The organism is Achromobacter sp. UBA5777, assembly GCF_002418565.1.
Taxonomy (GTDB): Bacteria; Pseudomonadota; Gammaproteobacteria; order Burkholderiales; family Burkholderiaceae_B; genus Achromobacter; species Achromobacter animicus.
In genome coordinates this window covers 1-18,584 of the sequence record NZ_DIEJ01000091.1, presented here as the reverse complement: position 1 = coordinate 18,584, position 18,584 = coordinate 1, and the positions used below count along the sequence as shown (strand labels likewise).

General features: G+C 65.1%; 19 protein-coding genes. 6 read left to right on the top strand and 13 right to left on the bottom strand.

The features are described 5' to 3' along the window. The first annotated feature begins 1 nt into the window (after position 1). From fliP to fliR, 3 genes are read left to right on the top strand one after another with little or no spacing between them, the layout of a single operon-like run. Complete coding sequence (gene fliP / locus B3446_RS06450) at positions 2 to 736, top strand: flagellar type III secretion system pore protein FliP (protein WP_291378535.1); 735 nt, start codon at positions 2 to 4, stop codon at positions 734 to 736. Between the two features lie 18 nt (positions 737 to 754). Then, positions 755 to 1,024: a flagellar biosynthesis protein FliQ gene (gene fliQ, locus B3446_RS06445; protein ID WP_008163193.1), complete on the top strand. Its 270-nt coding sequence runs from the start codon at positions 755 to 757 to the stop codon at positions 1,022 to 1,024. A 34-nt stretch (positions 1,025 to 1,058) separates the two neighbouring features. Beyond that, on the top strand, positions 1,059 to 1,847 hold the full coding sequence (fliR, locus tag B3446_RS06440; protein WP_191578091.1) for a flagellar biosynthetic protein FliR: 789 nt from the start codon (positions 1,059 to 1,061) through the stop codon (positions 1,845 to 1,847). Positions 1,848 to 1,922: 75 nt separating this feature from the next. Here the strand turns inward: fliR and B3446_RS06435 are convergent, their stop codons facing one another. The 13 genes from B3446_RS06435 to flgB all read right to left on the bottom strand — a co-directional run bounded on the left by B3446_RS06435 (position 1,923) and on the right by flgB (position 16,190). After that, positions 1,923 to 3,518, bottom strand: coding sequence for a methyl-accepting chemotaxis protein (locus tag B3446_RS06435; protein WP_291378524.1), 1,596 nt, complete (start codon positions 3,516 to 3,518; stop codon positions 1,923 to 1,925). 310 nt (positions 3,519 to 3,828) lie between these two features. Further along, on the bottom strand, positions 3,829 to 5,439 hold the full coding sequence (locus tag B3446_RS06430; RefSeq protein ID WP_291378522.1) for a methyl-accepting chemotaxis protein: 1,611 nt from the start codon (positions 5,437 to 5,439) through the stop codon (positions 3,829 to 3,831). A gap of 141 nt (positions 5,440 to 5,580) precedes the next feature. After that, positions 5,581 to 6,840: a flagellar hook-associated protein FlgL gene (flgL, locus tag B3446_RS06425; RefSeq protein WP_191578097.1), complete on the bottom strand. Its 1,260-nt coding sequence runs from the start codon at positions 6,838 to 6,840 to the stop codon at positions 5,581 to 5,583. 46 nt (positions 6,841 to 6,886) lie between these two features. Next, a complete protein-coding gene (gene flgK / locus B3446_RS06420; RefSeq protein WP_291378519.1) occupies positions 6,887 to 8,560 on the bottom strand; it encodes a flagellar hook-associated protein FlgK in 1,674 nt (557 codons plus the stop codon). Between the two features lie 73 nt (positions 8,561 to 8,633). Beyond that, the gene (flgJ, locus tag B3446_RS06415; protein ID WP_191578098.1) at positions 8,634 to 9,611 is read right to left on the bottom strand and encodes a flagellar assembly peptidoglycan hydrolase FlgJ; all 978 of its coding nucleotides are present in this window, start codon (positions 9,609 to 9,611) and stop codon (positions 8,634 to 8,636) included. A gap of 5 nt (positions 9,612 to 9,616) precedes the next feature. After that, positions 9,617 to 10,753, bottom strand: a complete 1,137-nt coding sequence (locus B3446_RS06410) for a flagellar basal body P-ring protein FlgI (protein ID WP_291378517.1) — start codon at positions 10,751 to 10,753, stop codon at positions 9,617 to 9,619. Positions 10,754 to 10,756: 3 nt separating this feature from the next. Further along, a complete protein-coding gene (locus B3446_RS06405; protein WP_175126211.1) occupies positions 10,757 to 11,446 on the bottom strand; it encodes a flagellar basal body L-ring protein FlgH in 690 nt (229 codons plus the stop codon). Further along, positions 11,446 to 12,231, bottom strand: coding sequence for a flagellar basal-body rod protein FlgG (flgG, locus tag B3446_RS06400; protein WP_105238493.1), 786 nt, complete (start codon positions 12,229 to 12,231; stop codon positions 11,446 to 11,448). Before flgG ends, B3446_RS06405 begins: the two co-directional genes overlap by 1 nt. A gap of 51 nt (positions 12,232 to 12,282) precedes the next feature. After that, entirely contained in the window at positions 12,283 to 13,047 is a 765-nt protein-coding gene (locus B3446_RS06395; protein ID WP_175126212.1) for a flagellar basal body rod protein FlgF, read from the bottom strand. Positions 13,048 to 13,085: 38 nt separating this feature from the next. After that, positions 13,086 to 14,552: a flagellar hook-basal body complex protein gene (locus tag B3446_RS06390; protein WP_191578100.1), complete on the bottom strand. Its 1,467-nt coding sequence runs from the start codon at positions 14,550 to 14,552 to the stop codon at positions 13,086 to 13,088. Positions 14,553 to 14,621: 69 nt separating this feature from the next. Continuing rightward, positions 14,622 to 15,320 carry a flagellar hook capping FlgD N-terminal domain-containing protein gene (locus B3446_RS06385; RefSeq protein WP_175126214.1) on the bottom strand — a complete coding sequence of 233 codons (699 nt, stop codon included), beginning with the start codon at positions 15,318 to 15,320 and terminating at the stop codon, positions 14,622 to 14,624. A gap of 20 nt (positions 15,321 to 15,340) precedes the next feature. Further along, entirely contained in the window at positions 15,341 to 15,760 is a 420-nt protein-coding gene (flgC, locus tag B3446_RS06380) for a flagellar basal body rod protein FlgC (RefSeq protein WP_105238489.1), read from the bottom strand. Between the two features lie 22 nt (positions 15,761 to 15,782). After that, complete coding sequence (gene flgB / locus B3446_RS06375) at positions 15,783 to 16,190, bottom strand: flagellar basal body rod protein FlgB (protein ID WP_175126215.1); 408 nt, start codon at positions 16,188 to 16,190, stop codon at positions 15,783 to 15,785. Positions 16,191 to 16,368: 178 nt separating this feature from the next. On the opposite strand from flgB, the gene flgA reads away from it, so the two are divergent. From flgA to B3446_RS06360, 3 genes are all read left to right on the top strand, one after another. Beyond that, positions 16,369 to 17,082 carry a flagellar basal body P-ring formation chaperone FlgA gene (flgA, locus tag B3446_RS06370; RefSeq protein ID WP_291378510.1) on the top strand — a complete coding sequence of 238 codons (714 nt, stop codon included), beginning with the start codon at positions 16,369 to 16,371 and terminating at the stop codon, positions 17,080 to 17,082. Positions 17,083 to 17,208: 126 nt separating this feature from the next. Beyond that, positions 17,209 to 17,502 (top strand): flagellar biosynthesis anti-sigma factor FlgM, encoded by a 294-nt coding sequence (gene flgM / locus B3446_RS06365; RefSeq protein ID WP_191578103.1) that lies wholly within the window; start codon positions 17,209 to 17,211, stop codon positions 17,500 to 17,502. A gap of 31 nt (positions 17,503 to 17,533) precedes the next feature. Further along, entirely contained in the window at positions 17,534 to 18,007 is a 474-nt protein-coding gene (locus tag B3446_RS06360; protein WP_291378508.1) for a flagella synthesis protein FlgN, read from the top strand. The last annotated feature ends 577 nt before the right edge of the window (positions 18,008 to 18,584 follow it).

The window sequence follows — 18,584 nt, the reverse complement described above, 5'->3', positions numbered from 1 at the left end:
GCTGGCCGCCGCCGCGGTGCTGGGCCTGGCCTTTTTCCCGGCCGGCGTGGTGGCGCAGGCCACGCTGCCCGCGCTGACGGCCACGCCGGGCGCGAACGGCTCGCAGACCTACTCGCTCAGCATGCAGACCATGCTGCTGATGACGTCGCTGTCGTTCCTGCCGGCGGCGCTGCTGATGATGACGGGCTTCACGCGCATCATCATCGTGCTGGGCCTGTTGCGCAGCGCGATGGGCACCGCCATGTCGCCGCCCAACCACGTGCTGATCGGCCTGGCGCTGTTCCTGACCTTCTATACGATGTCGCCGGTGTTCGACAAGATCTACACCGACGCCTACAAGCCCTTGTCCGAAGGCACGATCCAGTTCGAGGCCGCGGTCGAACGCGCCGCGAACCCGCTGCGCACCTTCATGCTGCACCAGACACGCGAGAACGACCTGTCGCTCTTTGCCAACCTGGCCAAGCAGCCCGCGCTGGAAGACCCCTCGCAGGTGCCGATGCGGATCCTGGTGCCGGCCTTCATCACGAGCGAACTGAAGACCGCCTTCCAGATCGGCTTCACGATCTTCATTCCCTTCCTCATCATCGACCTGGTGGTTGCCAGCGTCCTGATGGCGTTGGGCATGATGATGGTGCCGCCCGTCACCGTGGCGCTGCCCTTCAAGCTGATGCTGTTCGTGCTGGCCGACGGCTGGAACCTGCTCATGGGCTCGCTGGCTCAGAGCTTCTACCAGTAACGCCGCAAGGAGATCGCCATGACCGCTGAAACTGTCATGACCATGACCTACCAGGCGATGAAGATCGTCCTGGCGATGGCCGGTCCCCTTCTGCTCGTCACGCTGGTCGTGGGTCTGGTCATCAGCATCTTCCAGGCCGCCACCCAGATCAACGAAATGACGTTGTCGTTCATTCCGAAGCTGCTGGCCATGTGCGGCGTGCTGGTGCTGCTGGGCCCCTGGCTGATCGGCGTCATGGTCGACTACATCCGGCAGCTCATCGGCCAGATCCCCATGCTGGTGTCCTGAGCGGCGCCCGCCGCCGGACACGGGTTGCGACGCCATGTTCTCTTTTACGCTCGAGCAGCTGAACGGCTGGGTCGGCCAGTTCCTCTGGCCGTTCGTGCGTATTCTCGCGCTCGTGGGCACCGCGCCGCTCTTTTCCGAATCGCTGATCCCCGTCAAGGTCAAGGTGGGACTGTCGTTCGTCCTGGCCGTGGCGATCAGCCCGGCCCTGGATCCCATGCCACCCGTCGCACCCGGTTCCTACGCCGGCCTCTGGATGGTGATGCAGCAGGTGCTGATCGGCATCGCCATGGGGTTCACCATGCGCATCGTATTCGCAGCGGTGCAGACGGCCGGTGAATTCGTGGGCCTGCAGATGGGCCTGTCGTTCGCCTCGTTCTTCGACCCCAGCTCGGGCGCCAACACCGCCGTGCTGTCGCGCATTTTCAACATCGTCGCGATGCTGACCTTCCTGGCGCTGGATGGGCATCTGCTGGTGCTGGCGGCACTGGTGCGGTCATTCGACACCCTGCCCATCGCCATGATCCAGCTGCACCAGAACGGCTGGGGCGCGATCGTGGAATGGGGCAAGACGATATTCGTGTCTGGGCTGTTGCTGGCGCTGCCGCTGATCTGCGCCCTGCTCACCATCAACCTGGCCATGGGCATCCTGAACCGCGCCGCCCAGCAGCTTTCCGTGTTTGCGGTGGGCTTTCCCGTCACGCTCATCGTCGGCGTGACGATCCTGGCGATCGTGCTGCCCCACGCCGGGCCGTTCCTGGAGTCGTTGTTCGAATCAGGGCTGACGGCGATGAGCCGTGTGGTGGATGCGCTGGCTGGGCGGTAACCGTCCGCCGTCAGCAGGCCTGCAATCGGGCGTGACCGCAGGCCCTGGCCCCGCCGCCCTCCGCCCGCAACGCGATCAGTGCTGTCCCACCACGCGGAAGACGCGGATGGTCTCGCGCAGCGCGCCCGACTGATTGCCCAGCTGCGTCACCGCGCCGCCCAGTTCCTGCACGAGCGCCGTGTTCTGCACGGTCATCACGTCCATTTGCGAGACCGCGGTATCCACCTGTTCGATGCCGGTTGACTGTTCCTGCGAGGCGCGCGAGATCTCGCCGATGATGTCCGTGACGCGGTGAACGGCATCCACGATCTCCTGCATGGTCGCGCCGGCCTGCTCCGCCTGCGCCGAGCCTTCGGTCACGCGATCCACCGAGTCTTCGATCAGCGTCTTCACTTCCTTGGCGGCCTGAGCGCTCTTTTGCGCCAGGCTGCGCACTTCGCCCGCGACCACCGCGAAGCCCTTGCCGGACTCGCCGGCCCGGGCGGCTTCCACGGCGGCGTTCAGCGCCAGAATGTTGGTCTGGAAGGCGATGCCTTCGATGATGGTGACGATATCGGCGATCTTGCGCGAGCTGTCCGAGATGCCGTGCATGGTGTTGACCACCTGCCCGACGGCCACGCCGCCGCGCCGCGCCACGTCCATGCTGCTGGCGGCCAGATCGTTGGCCTGCCGCGCATTGTCGGCGTTCTGGCGCACCGTGGACGTCAGTTGCTGCATGCTGGCGGCCGTCTGCTGCAGCGACGCCGCCTGCCCTTCCGTGCGACCGGCCAGTTCCTGGTTACCCCGGGCGATGTCCACCGCGGCGTGCGTCGTGCCCTCGATGCCGCGATAGACGTCTTGGGCAATGCCGATCAGGCTCTTGCGCATGACCTCCAGCGAAAACTTCAGGCTGCCCACCTCGTCATCCGATTCCGGCACGATCTGCGTGGTCAGGTTGCCCGCAGCGACCTGCCGTGCCATGTTCGCCGCGTCTCGCATCGGGTCCAGCAGCGAACGCGACAGGCTCCAGCCCATCGCGTAGATGGCGACGATGCCCAGCCCGATCGCGCCACAACCCAGCGCCCCGCCCCACGGGCTCAGGCTGGCCCAATTGGCATGCAGGCCATACGCGCCCGCGGCGCCGACGATGGCGGACGACAGCGTGGCGTGGCGCAGCATGCGGCTGCGCACGCCAGGCCGAAACGGGAACGCCAGCAGGTCCAGGCCGCTGCGCCAGCCGGCGCGCACGGGCCGGCCGTGCAGGATGCGCACGCCCTTGGCCGTGCCCTCGCGCATGCGCGCGTACAGCTCCTCGGCCATTTCGATCTGTTCTTCCGACGGCTTCACGCGCACCGACGAATAGGCCACGACCTCGCCGTTCTCGACGATCGGCGTGGCATTGGCCAGCACCCAGTAGTAGCCGCCATCCTTGCGGCGGTTCTTGACCACGCCGAGCCACGATTCCCCGGCCTCCAGGGTCTCCCAGAGATCGGCGTAGGCTTCCGGCGGCATGTCCGGATGGCGCACGATGTTGTGCGCCTTGCCGATGAGCTCTTCGCGGGTGAAGCCGCTGACCTCGACGAACGCCGGGTTGGCGTAGACGATGCGACCCTTGGTGTCCGTGCGCGAGATCAGGTACTGGTCCTCGCGCAGCTTGGTTTCCACATTGGTGACGGGTAGATTGACACGCATGGTTTGTCTCCAGCTGGCGTCCGATCCCCCGGCCACCGTTGATTACTCTGTTTTCGTCCTGAAAATTCAGGCGTTGACATTATTTACGGTCATAAAGCGGAAAACTTAACGTGCGTATGATTTCAATCAACGCACGGATAGCCGCCGGATTTGAAACAAACGCAACCGGGGACACCGGCATTCGTTTGGGACGGTGTCCGGCTTCCGGGCGGCGCGCCGCATGGATGCCGGACACCGTCCTCCACAAGCACAAAAAGGCCGCGCCCGATCCCGCATCTGCAGGATCGGCCGCGGCCCGGGATAACGACGATCAGTTCAGCGACGGCGCGGCATACCCGCCCAGCTGATGCGCCGGCACTTCAATCACTTCGCCGGCATTGATCTTGAACACGGCAACCGCTTCGGCCAGGCGCTGCGCCTGTTCCTGCAGCGAGCCGGCGGCGGCCGCGGCCTCTTCCACCAGCGCCGCGTTCTGCTGCGTCACCTCGTCCATCTGCGACACGGCGCGGTTGACCTGGTCAATACCGCTGGACTGCTCTTCGGACGCCGCCGAGATCTCGCCCATGATGTCCGTCACGCGCTTCACCGACGACACGATTTCCTGCATCGTGGAACCGGCGCGTTCGACCTGCTGCGAACCCGCGCCGACCTTGGACACCGAGTCCTCGATCAGGCCCTTGATTTCCTTGGCCGCCTGAGCGCTGCGCTGCGCCAGCGAGCGCACTTCGCCCGCCACCACGGCAAAGCCCTTGCCCTGTTCGCCAGCACGTGCGGCTTCCACCGCAGCGTTCAGCGCCAGGATGTTGGTCTGGAACGCAATGCCGTCGATGACCGACACGATCTCCGAGATCTTGCGCGAGCTGGCCGAGATCTCCTGCATCGTGTTGACCACTTCCGACACGGCCGAACCGCCGCGCTCGGCCACGTCCGACGCGCTGGCGGCCAATTGATTGGCCTGGCGGGCGTTGTCCGCGTTCTGCTTCACGGTGGACGCCAGTTCTTCCATGGACGCCGCGGTTTCCTCGAGCGAGGCCGCCTGCTGCTCCGTGCGGCTGGACAGATCCGTGTTGCCCGCGGAAATCTCACGCGCGCCCAGGTTGATCTCTTCCACGCCGCGGCGCACCGTCGCCACCGTGCGGGTCAGGCTTTCCTGCATGCGCTTGATCGCGCCGAACAGGTGGCCGATCTCGTTCGTGCTGCGCACTTCGATGCGGCCGGTGAAGTCGCCGGCCGAGATCTTCTCGAAATGGTCGCCGGCTTCGTGCAGCGGACGCAGCACGGTGCGGTTGATGAAGATCCAGCAGCCCACTGCCAGGATCAGTGCGACGGCCAGCAGCACGATGGTGACCGTGCGCGAAATGTTGTGGTCGGCTTCCGCCTGCACGACGAGATCGTCGGTGCGGGTGTCCACGAATTCGAGCACGTTGTTGACGGCTTCGCGGAACGCGGTGTTGGCGGCGCTGCCGGCATCGTTCAGATCCAGGTACTCCTGGATGGAAAGATTCGCCAATGCGGCGGCCTGGCGCTTGTATACGTCGTCGAACTGTTTGTAGGCGACCTCGAGCTTCTGGACGAGGTCATCGGAACCCTGCAGGCGCGGCGCCTTGCGGAACGCATCAAACGATCGGGCGCCTTCGGCCATCAGCTCGTTGGCGCGTTTGGCCTGCGCGTTGGACTGCTCCGTCTTGCCCTGCTGCATGTCCATCAGCGAAGTGGCAAGCAACAGGCGGCCGCGCAGAAAGGCGTTATAGCCGCGATGCAATTGCGTCGCCTGATTCGAATAGGCGTCATTGACCCGTTCCAGCTTGTCGTTGCTGGAATTCAACCCCATCCACGCCACACCGTTCGAAATGAACATGGCGCCCGTGAAGAGCAACAGCACCAGAATGATGCAGGTGCGAACTTTTAAATTACCAAGCATGAAATATCCGAGCGTTAAGCAACGAAGAACGACACAACCTACCCCACACGCACTACGGACGCCCCGGCCCCGGGCCGGCAGCGTCCGAAAAGTGCGCCACCCGCGGCGCGCGCAAACGGCGCCGCGCAGAAAACTACCGCATCACTTGCGGCTGAACAGGCTGGAACCCTGGATGGTCATGAACGCGGCCGAGGCCGCCTGCAATGCCACCTGGCGCAGCGCGAGCTGGCTGGCGCCGGCGTAGTAGTCCAGGTCTTCCAGATCCGACAGCGACTTCGAATACGACAGGCCCTTTTGCGTGCCGGTGGCGTCCAGCGCCTCCAGTTCGTTCAGGCGCGCGCCAACCGACGCGCCCACGGTCAGGATGTTGTCGTAGTTGGACGCGAGTTTCTTGTTCGCCGTCGCCAGTTCGTTGTTCAGACGAGCCAGCGCCTTCTCGTCGCCCGCGATGGGCGAATCCAGCACCTTGATGAGGCTGTCCAGCGTGTTGAACAGATCCACATCGGCCGACTGGATGCTTTCGACGTCGATCACGTCGCCGTTCTGCGGCGTGCCCTTGACGACCACAGCGACGCCGCCAAAGTCGATGCTCGCGCCTTCCTTGTATTCGGTGGGACCGGCCGGCGGCGCGGGCGTGGTCACCGGCGGCACGGGCGGGTTGGCGTTGGGGTCGGTCGTGATGACGCGATAACCCATGTTGCCCGTGGCGGGGTCCGCCTCGAACTGCAGGCTGAAGCTCTTGCCGATGTTGGCGCTGCCCGGCGTGACCGAGACGGTGCCGAACTGCGCGGTGCCCGTGTTGTTGTCATTTGCCGTGCTGACATAGGCGGTCGAACCCGGGTTGGCGCGATTGAAAACGTCGCTGCCCAGATCACTCGTCGACAGCTGGCGCGATTGGTCGACCTGCACAGTGCGCTCACCGGTGGCGCCGCTGAAAACGACCTTGCCCGTGGCGTCCTGCGCGTAAGGCACCACGCTGCCTTCGTAACCGGAGAACAGATACTGGCCGTTGCCGTCGGTGCTGTTGGCAAGACCCAGCAGCGCATCGCGAGCGCTCTTCAACGCGGTCGACAGGGCCTGGCGATCGCTGTCGGCGAACGTGCCGTTACCGGCCTGGACGACGCGCGTGCGCACGTCCTGCAGCGCGGTGGTGATCGAGTCCAGAACGTTGGCTTCCTGGCCGAGGTTGGTCTTTGCCGTGTTGCGGTTCAGGCCATACGTCGTGTTCATGCTCTGCGTCTGCGCGACGCCGATCGACAGGGAAGCCGACAGCGGATCATCCGCGGGGGTCAGGAACTTGCGGCCGCTGCCAACCTGTTCGACCAGGCGATTCATGTCGGATTCCTGAGCGAGAACGCCGCTCAGTCCGTTCGTGTACATCATCGTGGTGCTCAGACGCATGGTGCAGCTCCGTAATGCTTTCTAGTATTCACAATCAACGTTCTGATCAGCCGCGCAGGCCCAACAGCGTGTCAAAAATGGTGCTCGCCACATCGATGATGCGGGCGCTGGCCTGGTATTGCTCCTGGTACAGCGACAGGCTTACGTATTCTTCGTTCAGGTTCACGCCCGACACCGCCTGTTGGGCAGCGGTCGTCTGCTTGATCAGGTTGACCTGCGCCGTGGCGGCCGTCTTGATCTGCTGCGTCTGCACGCCGACCGTGTTCACGACCTGCGCGAACATGTCGTTGATGCTCATCGTGCCGTGGCCCAGCACTTTGCTGGTCTGCAGCTGCGCCAGCTTCAGGGCGTTCTTGCCGTTGGCATCGCCGCCCTCCAGATCTGCCGCGGCGACCTTGTCGGGATCGGTGATCAGAACGTTGATGTCGCGGGCCGCGTTACGCGTGGGGGACAGCGACCACTTGTCGCCGGCCTGGGGCGGCGCATTGATCGTCAGCGTCACGCCCATCTCGCTTTCAAGGTTCAGCGTTGCGGTCGGCGGGGTGCCGGTAGCCGGACCGTTGTAGACCTGCGAGCCTTCCGGCATGCGCACGACCTGGTAGTTGGTGCCGTCGAACGAGATCTCGTAGTCCTTGGCATTGACGTTTGCCAGGTCGGTGAATGCACCCGAGATCTGCGCGTTGCTCTTGTTTGCCGAATTGGGCACACCTTGCGGCGATCCGATACTGAAGAAGTCCGTACCCGGGTTGCCGCCCTGGTCCAGACCCTCTTTGTGCTGCTCGTTGAACGACAGCGCCAGGCCGACGGCCATCTGGCCCAGCTGGTTCTGCATGACGTCCAGCGACGAGGCGCGGAACTGCAGCAGGCCGCCCAGCTTGCCGCCGGTGACTTCGCTGTCTTGCATCTCGACCGCGATGGTCTTGCCGGTGCCCGCGGGCAGCGTATAGGCAATGACCGTGCGGCCCGCGTCCGCGGCCGACGGCACGGCCTGCAGCGGGTAAAGCGTGTTGCCCGACAGCAGCGACTGGCCGCCCTTCGTGAGCGAGATGCTGATCTTGTCGCCCTGCTCGTAGGTCGTGATGCCGATGAGCTGGTTCAGTTCCATGACGGCCTGGTCGCGCTGGTCGAGCAGGTCGTTGGGAGGGCTGCCGCCGGCCTTGCCGGCCGCCAGGGAAATCTGCTGGTTCAGGTCGTCGATGCGGGTCAGGTAGCTGTTGACCTGGTCGACCGTGGTGCTGATCTGCGTGTTCAGGCCTTCACGCTGCTTCTGCATTTCCGAGTAGGCCGAGCGGATCTGCGTCGTCAGGCTGTTGGCCTGGCCGAGCAGGTCGGCGCGCGCGGCGGGGTCCGCCGGCTTGCTGGCCACCGTGTTCATGCTGGTGAAGAAGTTGGTCAGGCCCGGGGCGATGCCCACCGTGCGGTCGGAGAACAGGTTGTTGATCTGCGAAACCTGGTCGAGCTGCGCCTGGAGCTGGGCGCCGCTGCCGTTCGCGCCGACGAGCTGCTTGTACAGGAAGCTGTCGTAGCTGCGCACGACGGTGTCGACCTGGACGCCACGGCCGATGTAGCCGTTGGAGGTCGCTTGCGCGCCCGCCGTCGAGGTCATGACGCGTTGGCGGTTGTAGCCGACCGTGGTGGCATTGTTGATGTTGTGGCCGGTGGTTGCCAGGCCGGCTTGCGCCGCGTTCAACCCGCCCAGTGCCGTTTTGTACAAATTCATGCTGACAATGCCCCGTATGTAACCGCAGCTGTTATCTCTGGATACCCCGTTTACGGCAGGGGATCACCCAAATTTAGAGTCCTTCCAACATCCGGCGTGAATTTTCCACATTGGATGCCGCGCCCCGCAGCTGCCCCATGATGCCGATGAGCTTCTGGGCATAGCGCGGGTCGGTCGCGTAGCCCGCGTCCTGGATCCGGCGGGCTGCCTCGATCTCGTTGCGGGCCGTCGTCACGCTCTCGTACCGCGGGCTGTTGCCGATCAGCCGGGCGTAGTCGGCGAACGATTCCTCGTACGACGCATAGGCCCGGAACGGCTGCGTCACCTTGCGGGCGACGCCGTCTTCGTATTCGGTGGTCAGCACGTTGACGACCTTGCCCTTCCAGCTCGAACCTGCCTTGATGCCGAACAGGTTGAAGCTGGTGCTGCCGTCCTCATGTTTGATTTCGCGCTTGCCCCAGCCGGATTCCAGCGCCGCCTGGCCCATGATGAGACGGGCCGGCACGCCGCTTTGCTGCGACGCCAGGTTGGCGGCGCGCGACATCTTGGACACAAAGTCGACCACGTGCTCGGGCGCGCCTTCCGCCGCAGCCAGCGCGCGGTCGGCCGGCCGGTTGTTGCGCATGACGTTCAGCAGCGCCGACACTTCACGCGAGCCGCCGGTCTGGAAGTCCAGATCGCCGCCCTGCCCGATGCGTTTGATCGCTTCGTCCGGGATCTCGCCGGGTTTGCCCTGCTGCATCTGCGCCAGGATCGCCTGCGACAGACCGATGCCGGGCGAGGCCAGGTGCAGGGCCAGTTGCTCATCCGCCATGGACTGCAGCATCTGCGTCTGCTGGGAATCGAACAGACCTTCCTTGGGCGTGGCCTCGCGCATGCGCTTGACCATCATCTGCAGGAACAGCGCTTCGAACTGCTTGGCGACCTGCTTTTGCTGCTCAGTGCCAGCGGGATCCTTCTTGACGTCGCGCTTCAGGTCCGACAGGCGGCCCATGTCGAAGACCGAATCCTGCCGTGCGCTGCCGCGTGCCGCGTCGTTGGTGTAAGCCATGGCCGTCAGATGATCTCAAGTTCGGCGCGCAAGGCGCCTGCGGTCTTCATCGCCTGCAGGATGGCCAGCAGGTCCTGCGGCGTGGCGCCCAGGGCGTTCAGGCCCTTGACCACGTCGGCCAGGTTGGCGCTGGTGCTCACGCGCTGCAGCGAGCCGTTGTCCTGGCGCACTTCGATCTGGGTATTGGGCACCACCACCGTCTGGCCCTGGGTGAACGGCGTGTCCGGCTGGACGACCTCGTTCTGGCGATTGATGATGACCGACAGGTTGCCGTGAGCCACGGCGGCCTCTTCGATCATGACCGTGCGGTTCATGACGACCGAGCCGGTGCGGGCGTTGATGATGACCTTGGCAACCGTCGGCGCGCGCGTGACCTGCAGGTCTTCCATCTGCGACAGGAAACGGGCCTGCGAGCCCTGCTCCATGGGCGCGCGCACCTGGATGACGCGGCCGTCCAGCGCCGTGGCCGTGCCCTGCCCGAACTGGCGGTTCAGGGCCGTCGCCACGTTCTGCGCGGTGCCGAAGTCGGTATTGTTCAGTTCGACATGCACGTAGCCGTCGCGGGCAAACGTGGTCGGCACGCCGCGTTCGACGATGGCGCCCGCGCTGATGCGGCCGCCGTTCAACTGGTTGATCTGCACGCTGGAACCGCCCGCGGACGCGCCGGCGCCGCCGACCAGGATGTTGCCCTGGGCAATGGCGTAGACCTGGCTGTCCGCGCCCTTGAGCGGCGTCATCAGCAGCGTGCCGCCACGCAGGCTCTTGGCGTTACCCATGGACGAGACCACCACGTCCAGCGTCTGGCCGGGCCGCGCGAATGCCGGCAAGGTGGTCGTGACCATGACGGCGGCCACGTTCTTCAATTGCATGTTGCTGCCGGCGGGCACCGTGATGCCCAGCTGCGACAGCATGTTGGTCAGGCTCTGCTGCGTGAAGGGCGTCTGGCGCACCTGGTCGCCGCTGCCGTCCAGGCCCACGACCAGGCCGTAGCCGATGAGCTGGTTGCCCCGGACGCCCTGGATGCTTGCCAGATCCTTGAGCCGTTCGGCGTGCGCCGCACCGGCGCCCGCGGCCAGCCCGACGGCCACGCACACCCGCGCCATCAGGGACAGCAAGGTGGATATCGGAGTCTGTTGTTTCATGATTTAGAACGGCGAAGCGATCAGGAAGAAGCGTTGCAGCCAGCCCATGGTCTGGACTTCGTCCATGACGCCCTTGCTGCGGTATTCAATGCGCGCGTCGGCCACCTGCGTGGACGACACGGTGTTCGTGCCCGTGATGGAGCGCGGATCGACCACGCCGGCAAAGCGCACGTACTCGCTGCCGCGGTTGATGGCGATCTGCTTTTCCCCGGCGACCTGCAGGTTGCCGTTGGACATCACGCCCACCACCGTAGTGGTGATGGTGCCGGTGAAGGCATTGTTGGCGCTGCTGTCGCCCTTGCCCTGCGACACATTCCCGCCATTGGCTTCGGTGTTCAGGTTGGCGTTCGCCCAGCTGTCCATGAAGGACGGCGCCGCGGCGATGCCCAGCGTTGTCGAGCCGCTGCGATTGGTGTTCGTCGCCACGTTCTTGGACGCGTTGGTGCGCTCGTTCAGCACGATCGTGACGATGTCGCCGACGTTGCGCGGCCGACGGTCTTCGAACAGCGGGTAATTGCCGTAAGTCGTGGGCTGGTAGATGGAGCCCGTGGGCTGCGCCATCGGCATCGGCGGCGGCGGCGGGGCCGCCGTCGTCGGCCCGGTCACGATGGGTTCGGGCGGGATCATGGCGCAACCAGCCGCCAGCAGAGCCAGCGCAGACGCAAGTACCAGGCGCAGGACAGACATGAGCATCACAGTTGGGTCAGGCGGGCCAGCATTTCGTCCGACGTCTTGACGGCCTTGCTGTTCATTTCGTAGGCGCGCTGCGTCGTGATCATGTTGACCAATTCTTCAGCGACGTTGACGTTGGAGGTTTCGACGTATTTCTGCATGATCGAACCCGCGCCGTCCACACCGGGCTGCAGCAGGTTCGCCGGACCCGACGAGTCGGTTTCCAGATACAGGTTTTCGCCGATGCTTTGCAGGCCGGTCGGGTTGATGAACGTGGCGATCTGCAGTTGGCCGATCTGCACGTTGATGCCGGCGGCGCCGGGCTGCGTCACCGAGACCATGCCGTCGGTGCCGATGGTGATGGACAACGCGTTGTCCGGCACGTTGATCGGCGGCTGGATGACGTAGCCGCTGACGGTAACGAGCTGGCCGTTCTGGTCGCGCTGCAGGGCACCGTCACGCGTGTAGGCCTGCGTGCCGTCGGGCAGTTCAACCGGCAGGAAGCCGCGGCCGTTGATCGCCACGTCCATTTCGCTGCCGGTGTTGTTCAGGTTGCCGTCCGAGTGGATGCGCTCGGTCGCGGCCACGCGCGCGCCGGTGCCCAGCTGCAGGCCGGACGGCAGTTGCGTGGCATCGCCCACCTGGGCGCCGGGCTGGCGCAGCGTCTGGTACATCAGGTCCTGAAACACGGCACGGCCGCGCTTGAACCCGTTGGTGGAGACGTTGGCCAAGTTGTTGGAAATCACGTCCATGGAGGTCTGCTGACCTTCCAGGCCCGTCTTGGCGATCCACAGCGAACGCATCATGATGAAAGACTCCGGTGCCGCGGCCTGGCCGCGAACTAAATGTTATTTAAATCAGGCGCTTACGGACAGAATGCCGTTGGCGCGTTCCGCGTTGCGGTCCGACTGCTGAATCACCTGCATCTGCTGCTCGAAGCGGCGGGCGTTTTCGATCATGCCCACCATCGACGCCATCGGATTGGTGTTGCTGCCTTCCAGCACGCCCGACAACAGGCGAAGGGCGGGGTCGGCGGGCACCGGCGGTGCGGGCTGGCCGTTGACCGGCGCCATGCGGAAGACGCCGTCGTCGCCGTGCACCAGCTGCTTGTTGTCCGGGTTGACCAGCTTCAGGCGGCCCAGGTTCAGGATGTTGTTCGGCGCGTCGCCGGCGCCCAGCGCCGTGATCGTGCCGTCCGACGTGATGGTCAGCGCAGCCTGGTCGGGCACGTCGATGGGGCCGCCCTGGTCCGACAGGACCGGCTGGCCCAGCGACGTCTGCAGCAGGCCGTTGATGCCGACCTGCAGGCTGCCCGCGCGGGTATAGGCCTCGCCTTGCGGCGTCTGCACCGCGATCCAGCCGTTCTCGCTGGCCAGCGCCACGTCCAGGCCGCGGCCCGTGGTCTGCATGGTGCCCATCTCGAAGCTGTTGCCGGGCGTGGACGCCACCGTCGAAACACGCGTAGGCAGGCTCACCCCGTCCGTCACGGGAACCGAGCGGTACAGCGCGATCTGCTCGCGAAAGCCCGCCGTGTTCACGTTGGCCATATTGTTGGAGAGCGCGGCCTGATGCTCCGTGATCCGCGCTGCGCCATTCATGGCGGTGTAGATGATTCTGTCCATTGCCTATTCCGTCGGTGTCGTCGCGTGCCCAGCGGGCATTACTTCAGGTTCATCAGGACTTGCATGATTTCGTCCTGGGTCTTGATGGTCTGCGAATTGGCCTGGTAGGTGCGCTGGGCAATGATCATGTTGACCAGCTCCTTGCTCATGTCCACGTTGGACGCTTCGGTCGCCTGACCCACCACCGTCGACATGCTGTTGGTGCCGGGCTGGCCCAGGATCGGCTGGCCGGAAGCCGCCGTTTCCTTCCAGGCGTTGTTGCCCACGGGTTGCAGGCCCTGCAGGTTCGAGAAGTCGGCCAGGACCAGCGTGCCCACGATCTGGGTTTCGCCGTTGGTGTAGCTGGCGACCAGGCTGCCGTCGCTGCTGATGTTGATGCCGCTGAATTCGCCGGACGTATAGCCGTCGGGCTTGGCAACCAGCTTGTAGTTGCTGCCGTACTGGGTCGTGCCGGTGTAGTTGATGGCGACGTTCAGCGGATCGGCCGGGGTGGTCGTGCCGCCGGGCTGGGCGAAGGTCAGGTTCACGATCGGCGCGCTGGTCAGCGTGCCAGCGTTGTTGAACGTGAACTGCGTGGGGTTGCCCCAGGTGCCGCCGGCTTCGGTGGTGGGCGCCATGGCCTGGCCGTCCATCGTGTAGTACACGTCGTACACGCTGGTGCCGGCCGTCGCCTCACGCTTGACGAAGTACTGCATCACCTGGTGCGAGTTGCCCAGGGAGTCGAACACCGTCATGGGCGAGGCGTTCGTGTAGGTGCTGGAGATCTTGGGATCGAACGGCTTGCCGATCTCGGTGACGGCGGCGGTGTAGTCCACGAAGCCGGGGATGTCTTCCAGCTCGCCGGCGGTGACCTGGCCCGTGCCGTCGATCGTGACGGTGTTGGGCGCCGTGCCGTACGTGTTGGCCGGCGGGTTGCCCGGCGCCCAAGTAAGAACACCACCCGCGCCTTTTTCGAAGGTATACGCCGTACCGCCCAGGGTGACCGAGCCCGGAACTGCCGGCGACGTCACGGTGTCGACCTGATAGATGACCTTGGCGTTGGCATCCAGGTTGGCGACGGTGGTGGCGCTGGTCGTCGCCTGCGGCGCGACGTTGGCGGTCGGCAGTTGCAGTTCGACCGGGTTCGCACCGATGGCGCCAGCCGGGTAGCCGGTCAGGCGATAGCCCTGCGCGTTCACGATGAAGTTGTTCTTGTCGACGAGGAACTCGCCGTTGCGCGTGTACATGACCGAGCCGCTCTGGTCGGTCACGCGGAACATGCCCTTGGCGCCGTCGATGGCGATGTCGTATTCGCCGCCGCCGCCCGTCACGGAACCGACCGTGAAGCGCTGGTTGATGGCCGAGACCTTGACGCCCAGGCCCACGCGCGAGCTGGCGTAGACGTCAGCGAACGATGCGGTGGCCGACTTGAAGCCGACGGTGCCCGAGTTGGCGATGTTGTTGCCGATGACGTCCAGGTTCTGCGCAGCGGCGTTCAAGCCGCTCAATCCTTGTCCGAAGCCCATGTTTACTCTCGCTAATCTTTAGTGGAAAAGCCGCCGCCCGTGCGCCGGCACCAATTCATATCCGCCCGTTCAGGCGCCGATCACCTTGCGCACGTCCAGCATGCTGGTCTGGCCGTCCAGGCCCAGATCCAGACGCAGGCCGTTGGTGGAGTAGGCCACGCTCTTCACGTTGCCGTAGCTCAATACTTCCGAGTTCACCTTCGCGCCCTCGGCGTCGGTCGCCAGCACGGACACGTTGTACGCGCCCGGTTCCAGCGCCACGCCGGCGTCGTTCTTGCCATCCCATTCCAGCGTGTACACGCCGTTCTTCTGCTCGCCCAGTTCGATGGTGCGCACAACTGCACCGTTCGAATCCGAGATGCGGACCTGGACCTTGGCGGCGTCGCCCTGCAGATCCAGACCGTAGGGCGTGACCACGCGGTCCGCGGGGTTGGCGCTGTCGACACCGACCTTGACCTTCGTGCCCGGGATCAGGACGCCCTTGCCGATCATCGACACGGCGTTCATCGACTGGGACACGTCGATCTGGCCGCTGATGGCCAGCATGGTGTTCTTCAGGTTGGTGATGCCTTCCACCGTGGAGATCTGCGCCAGTTGCGACGTCAGCTCCGCGTTCTGCATCGGGTTCAGCGGATCCTGGTTCTTGAGCTGCGTGACCAGCAGCTTCAGGAACTGGTCCTGCAGGCCCTGCGCGGTGCTCGCGCTGTTGGCGCCGGTTTGCGCCAGGCCCATGGCCGTGGTGCTCGTGGTTTGGTCGACGGTGGTCATGGATAGACTCTGGCTGGAAATTAGGATTGACCGATGGTCAGCGTCTTCTGCATCAACGCCTTGGCGGTGTTGAGGACTTCGACGTTGGCCTGGTAGGACCGCGATGCCGCGATCATGTTGACCGTTTCGGCCACCGGATCGACGTTGGGCATGCTGATGTAGCCCTGCGCGTCAGCCAGGGGGTGCTTGGGGTCATAGACCATCTTCAGGGGCGACTGGTCCTGGACCACGCCGGCCACGCGAACGCCGCCGATCTCCTGGCCCAGCGCCTGGCCCGCGGCCGGGTTGACCTGGAACACGACCTGGCGGGCACGGTAAGGCTGGCCATCCGGACCGACCACGCTGTCGGCGTTGGCCATGTTGCTGGCCGCCACGTTCATGCGCTGCGATTGCGCGCTCAAAGCCGAACCGGCGATATCGAAAATGCTCAACAAGGACATTGCCTGTTGCTCCCTTTAAAGATCAATCCTGGATAGCGGTCTGCAGCCCGCGGATACGGTTGGAGATCAGCTGCATCGTGCTCTGGTAATGCAGGGTGTTGTCGGCGAACTGCACGCGCTCGATGTCCATGTCCACCGTGTTGCCGTCCATGCTGGGCTGGTACGGCAGGCGGTACAGCAGATCCGTCGGGCCCTGCGACACGGCCTTGGCCGGAATGTGGCGGGCCGACGTCAGCTTGAGCGACGTGTCGGGCAGGCGCATCGTGCCTTCCATGGCGCTTTGCATCGCGGCCTTGAAGTCGATGTCGCGCGCCTTGTAGTTGGGCGTGTCGGCGTTGGCGATGTTCGAGGAAAGCACTTCCTGGCGCTGCGCGCGCAGTGCCAAAGCCTGCTGGTAGAACCGGAAATCTTCGTTGAGCCTGTCGAGCATCGTGGCGCCTTGAATTCGTTGCAGATCAGATAAAGCGAGGGACGCCGGACGCACCGTTATCCCATTGGATGACGGCATGATAGGGGCCGGACCTGTAACACAATCAGCCAAACAACCCGTCATTTCTCATCCAATTCACGTATTGCCGAACGCCGCCCACTTCTACAATTCATCCATCATGAAAATCTCCGCAAGACTCCTTCTCGCGCGCGCCGGCATCACCGCCCTGCTCCTGGCCTCGGCAAGCGCCGCCCAGGCGCAGGCCGCGGCCACCCAGGCCCCGGAAGCGATCATCATTGCGGCGCAGACCTATCTGCAGGAACAACTGGCCTCCCTGCCCGGCGAGGCATCCATCGCCATCGACCCGCCGCGCGCCGATCGCCTGACGCCGTGCGATGACATGACCCCCTTCCTGCCGTCCGGCATGAAACTGCGGTCCCGCATGACCGTCGGCGTGCGCTGCAACTCGGCCAAAGGCTGGACCGCCTACGTGCAGGCTTCCGTCAGCGTGGCCGGCCACTATTACGTGGCCTCGCGCCTGATCGCCGCCGGCCAGGCCCTGACCCCGGCCGATCTGGACGCCCGCGAGGGCGATCTGGTCTCCCTGCCTCCCAACGCCATCACCGACCCGCAGGCGGTGGCCGGCATGACCGCCGCCTTCCGCATCAACGCCGGCCAGCCGATCCGCAGCTCGTCGCTGCGCAACGCCCAGTCGGTGCAGCGCGGCACGAACGTGCGGATCAACGCGCGCGGCAACGGTTTCATGGTCAGCAGCGAAGGCGAAGCCATGGGCAACGCGGCCCCCGGCGCCGTCGTCCAGGTGCGCACCGCGGGCGGCCAGGTGGTCAGCGGCGTCGTCCGGAACGCCACGCTGGTGGAAATTCAGCTATAGACCTGTTACAAATCGCGTTGCGCCTGGCTCGCATATACCCTAAAGTTCCTCCGGCCCTTGTCGTTACAGAGACATAAGTAGGCGGATCCGTCGCAAACCGACCCAGGACGCCCTGCGGAGAAAACCTTGAAAATCAATTCGACCACCAACCGGCCCCTCGCGGCCGACGCCGTCGGTGCCCGCGCCGAGTCCGCGGTCAGTCAAGCGTATGGCGCCGGCAGCGCCAGCGGATCGAGCAGCTCGCAAGTCGCGCTGAGCTCGGCGTCGCGCAAGATGCTGGCCATGCAGGACGGCTCGAACGACATCAACGTCGAGCGTGTCGCCGCCATTCGCGCCGCGATCGCCTCCGGGCAGCTCAAGATCGACACCGGCCGCATCGCCGACAGTCTGATCGCCAGCGCCCGAGACCTGCTGAAATAGCCCGTCCCTTCCCTCTATTGAGCCGTCTGTCATGAGCCTCGTCGATTCCCTGCAATCCTGCATGAAGCAGGAAGACACCCTGATCTCCGAGTTCTCCTCGATCCTCGAGGAAGAAACCGAGGTTCTGGTCAGCCAGGGCAGCGTCGAGACGCTGAACCAGATCACCGAGCGCAAGCGCGGCATCGCGCAGCAACTGGTCGACCTGAGCCAGACGCGCGACAACCTGCTGAGCGAAATCGGCCTGCCCGTGGGCCACGTCGGCACCGAACAGGCCGCCGCGCAGTATCCGCAGTTGTCCGGCGTGTGGCAGGCCCTGCTGACCAAGTCGGCTTCCGCCAGCGAAATCAACATGCGCAATGGCGCCCTGATCGACGTGCATCTGCGCTACACCCAGCAATCGCTGGACGCCCTGCGCAATGTCGGCGTCGGCAGCGCCTCGACGTACGACGCGCAAGGCCGCGGCGCCCGCAGCGCCCCGGGCCGCCGGCCGATCGTCGCGGGCTGACGTTTTTTCCGATCTCCGGCTGCAAATAAAACGGCGTGCATGGCACGCCGTTTTTTGTTTCCGCGAGACGGGTGCGCGGCATCAAGCCCCGCCCGTCATCTCCAGCAGCGCGAACATCTTCAGCAGCGCCACCGGCAACATCTTGCCCGACAGCTTGCGTTCCGCGCCCACGATGCCCGACAGCGGGCCGCGCACGACGTCGGCTGCCGGCGAATGGGCCAGCTGCCAGCAAGCGGCGCCAAGCTNNCCCGCCATGAGCGATTGGCGCGCCAGCGTGTGGGCGCCATCGACGGCGGGCAGCGCTTGCCAGGCATTGGCCATGTAACGGAACGCCGCCTTGGCCTCCTCCTGCAGGACCAGCCAGCGCGCGATCGTCGCGGCGTCCGCCTGCGACGCCGGCAGGTTCGTCGCGCCAAACAACTGGCCCGCGACCTCGCCGGAAACCGTGTCGATCAGCCGCGCGCAGATGAGGCGCACGCTGGCGCCCTGCCCCTTGCCCGGCAGCACGACTTCGGTGCCGGAGGCCCACAGCGCCAGCGGCGCGCTCTTGGCGCCCGGCGCCGGGCGCAGGCCCGGC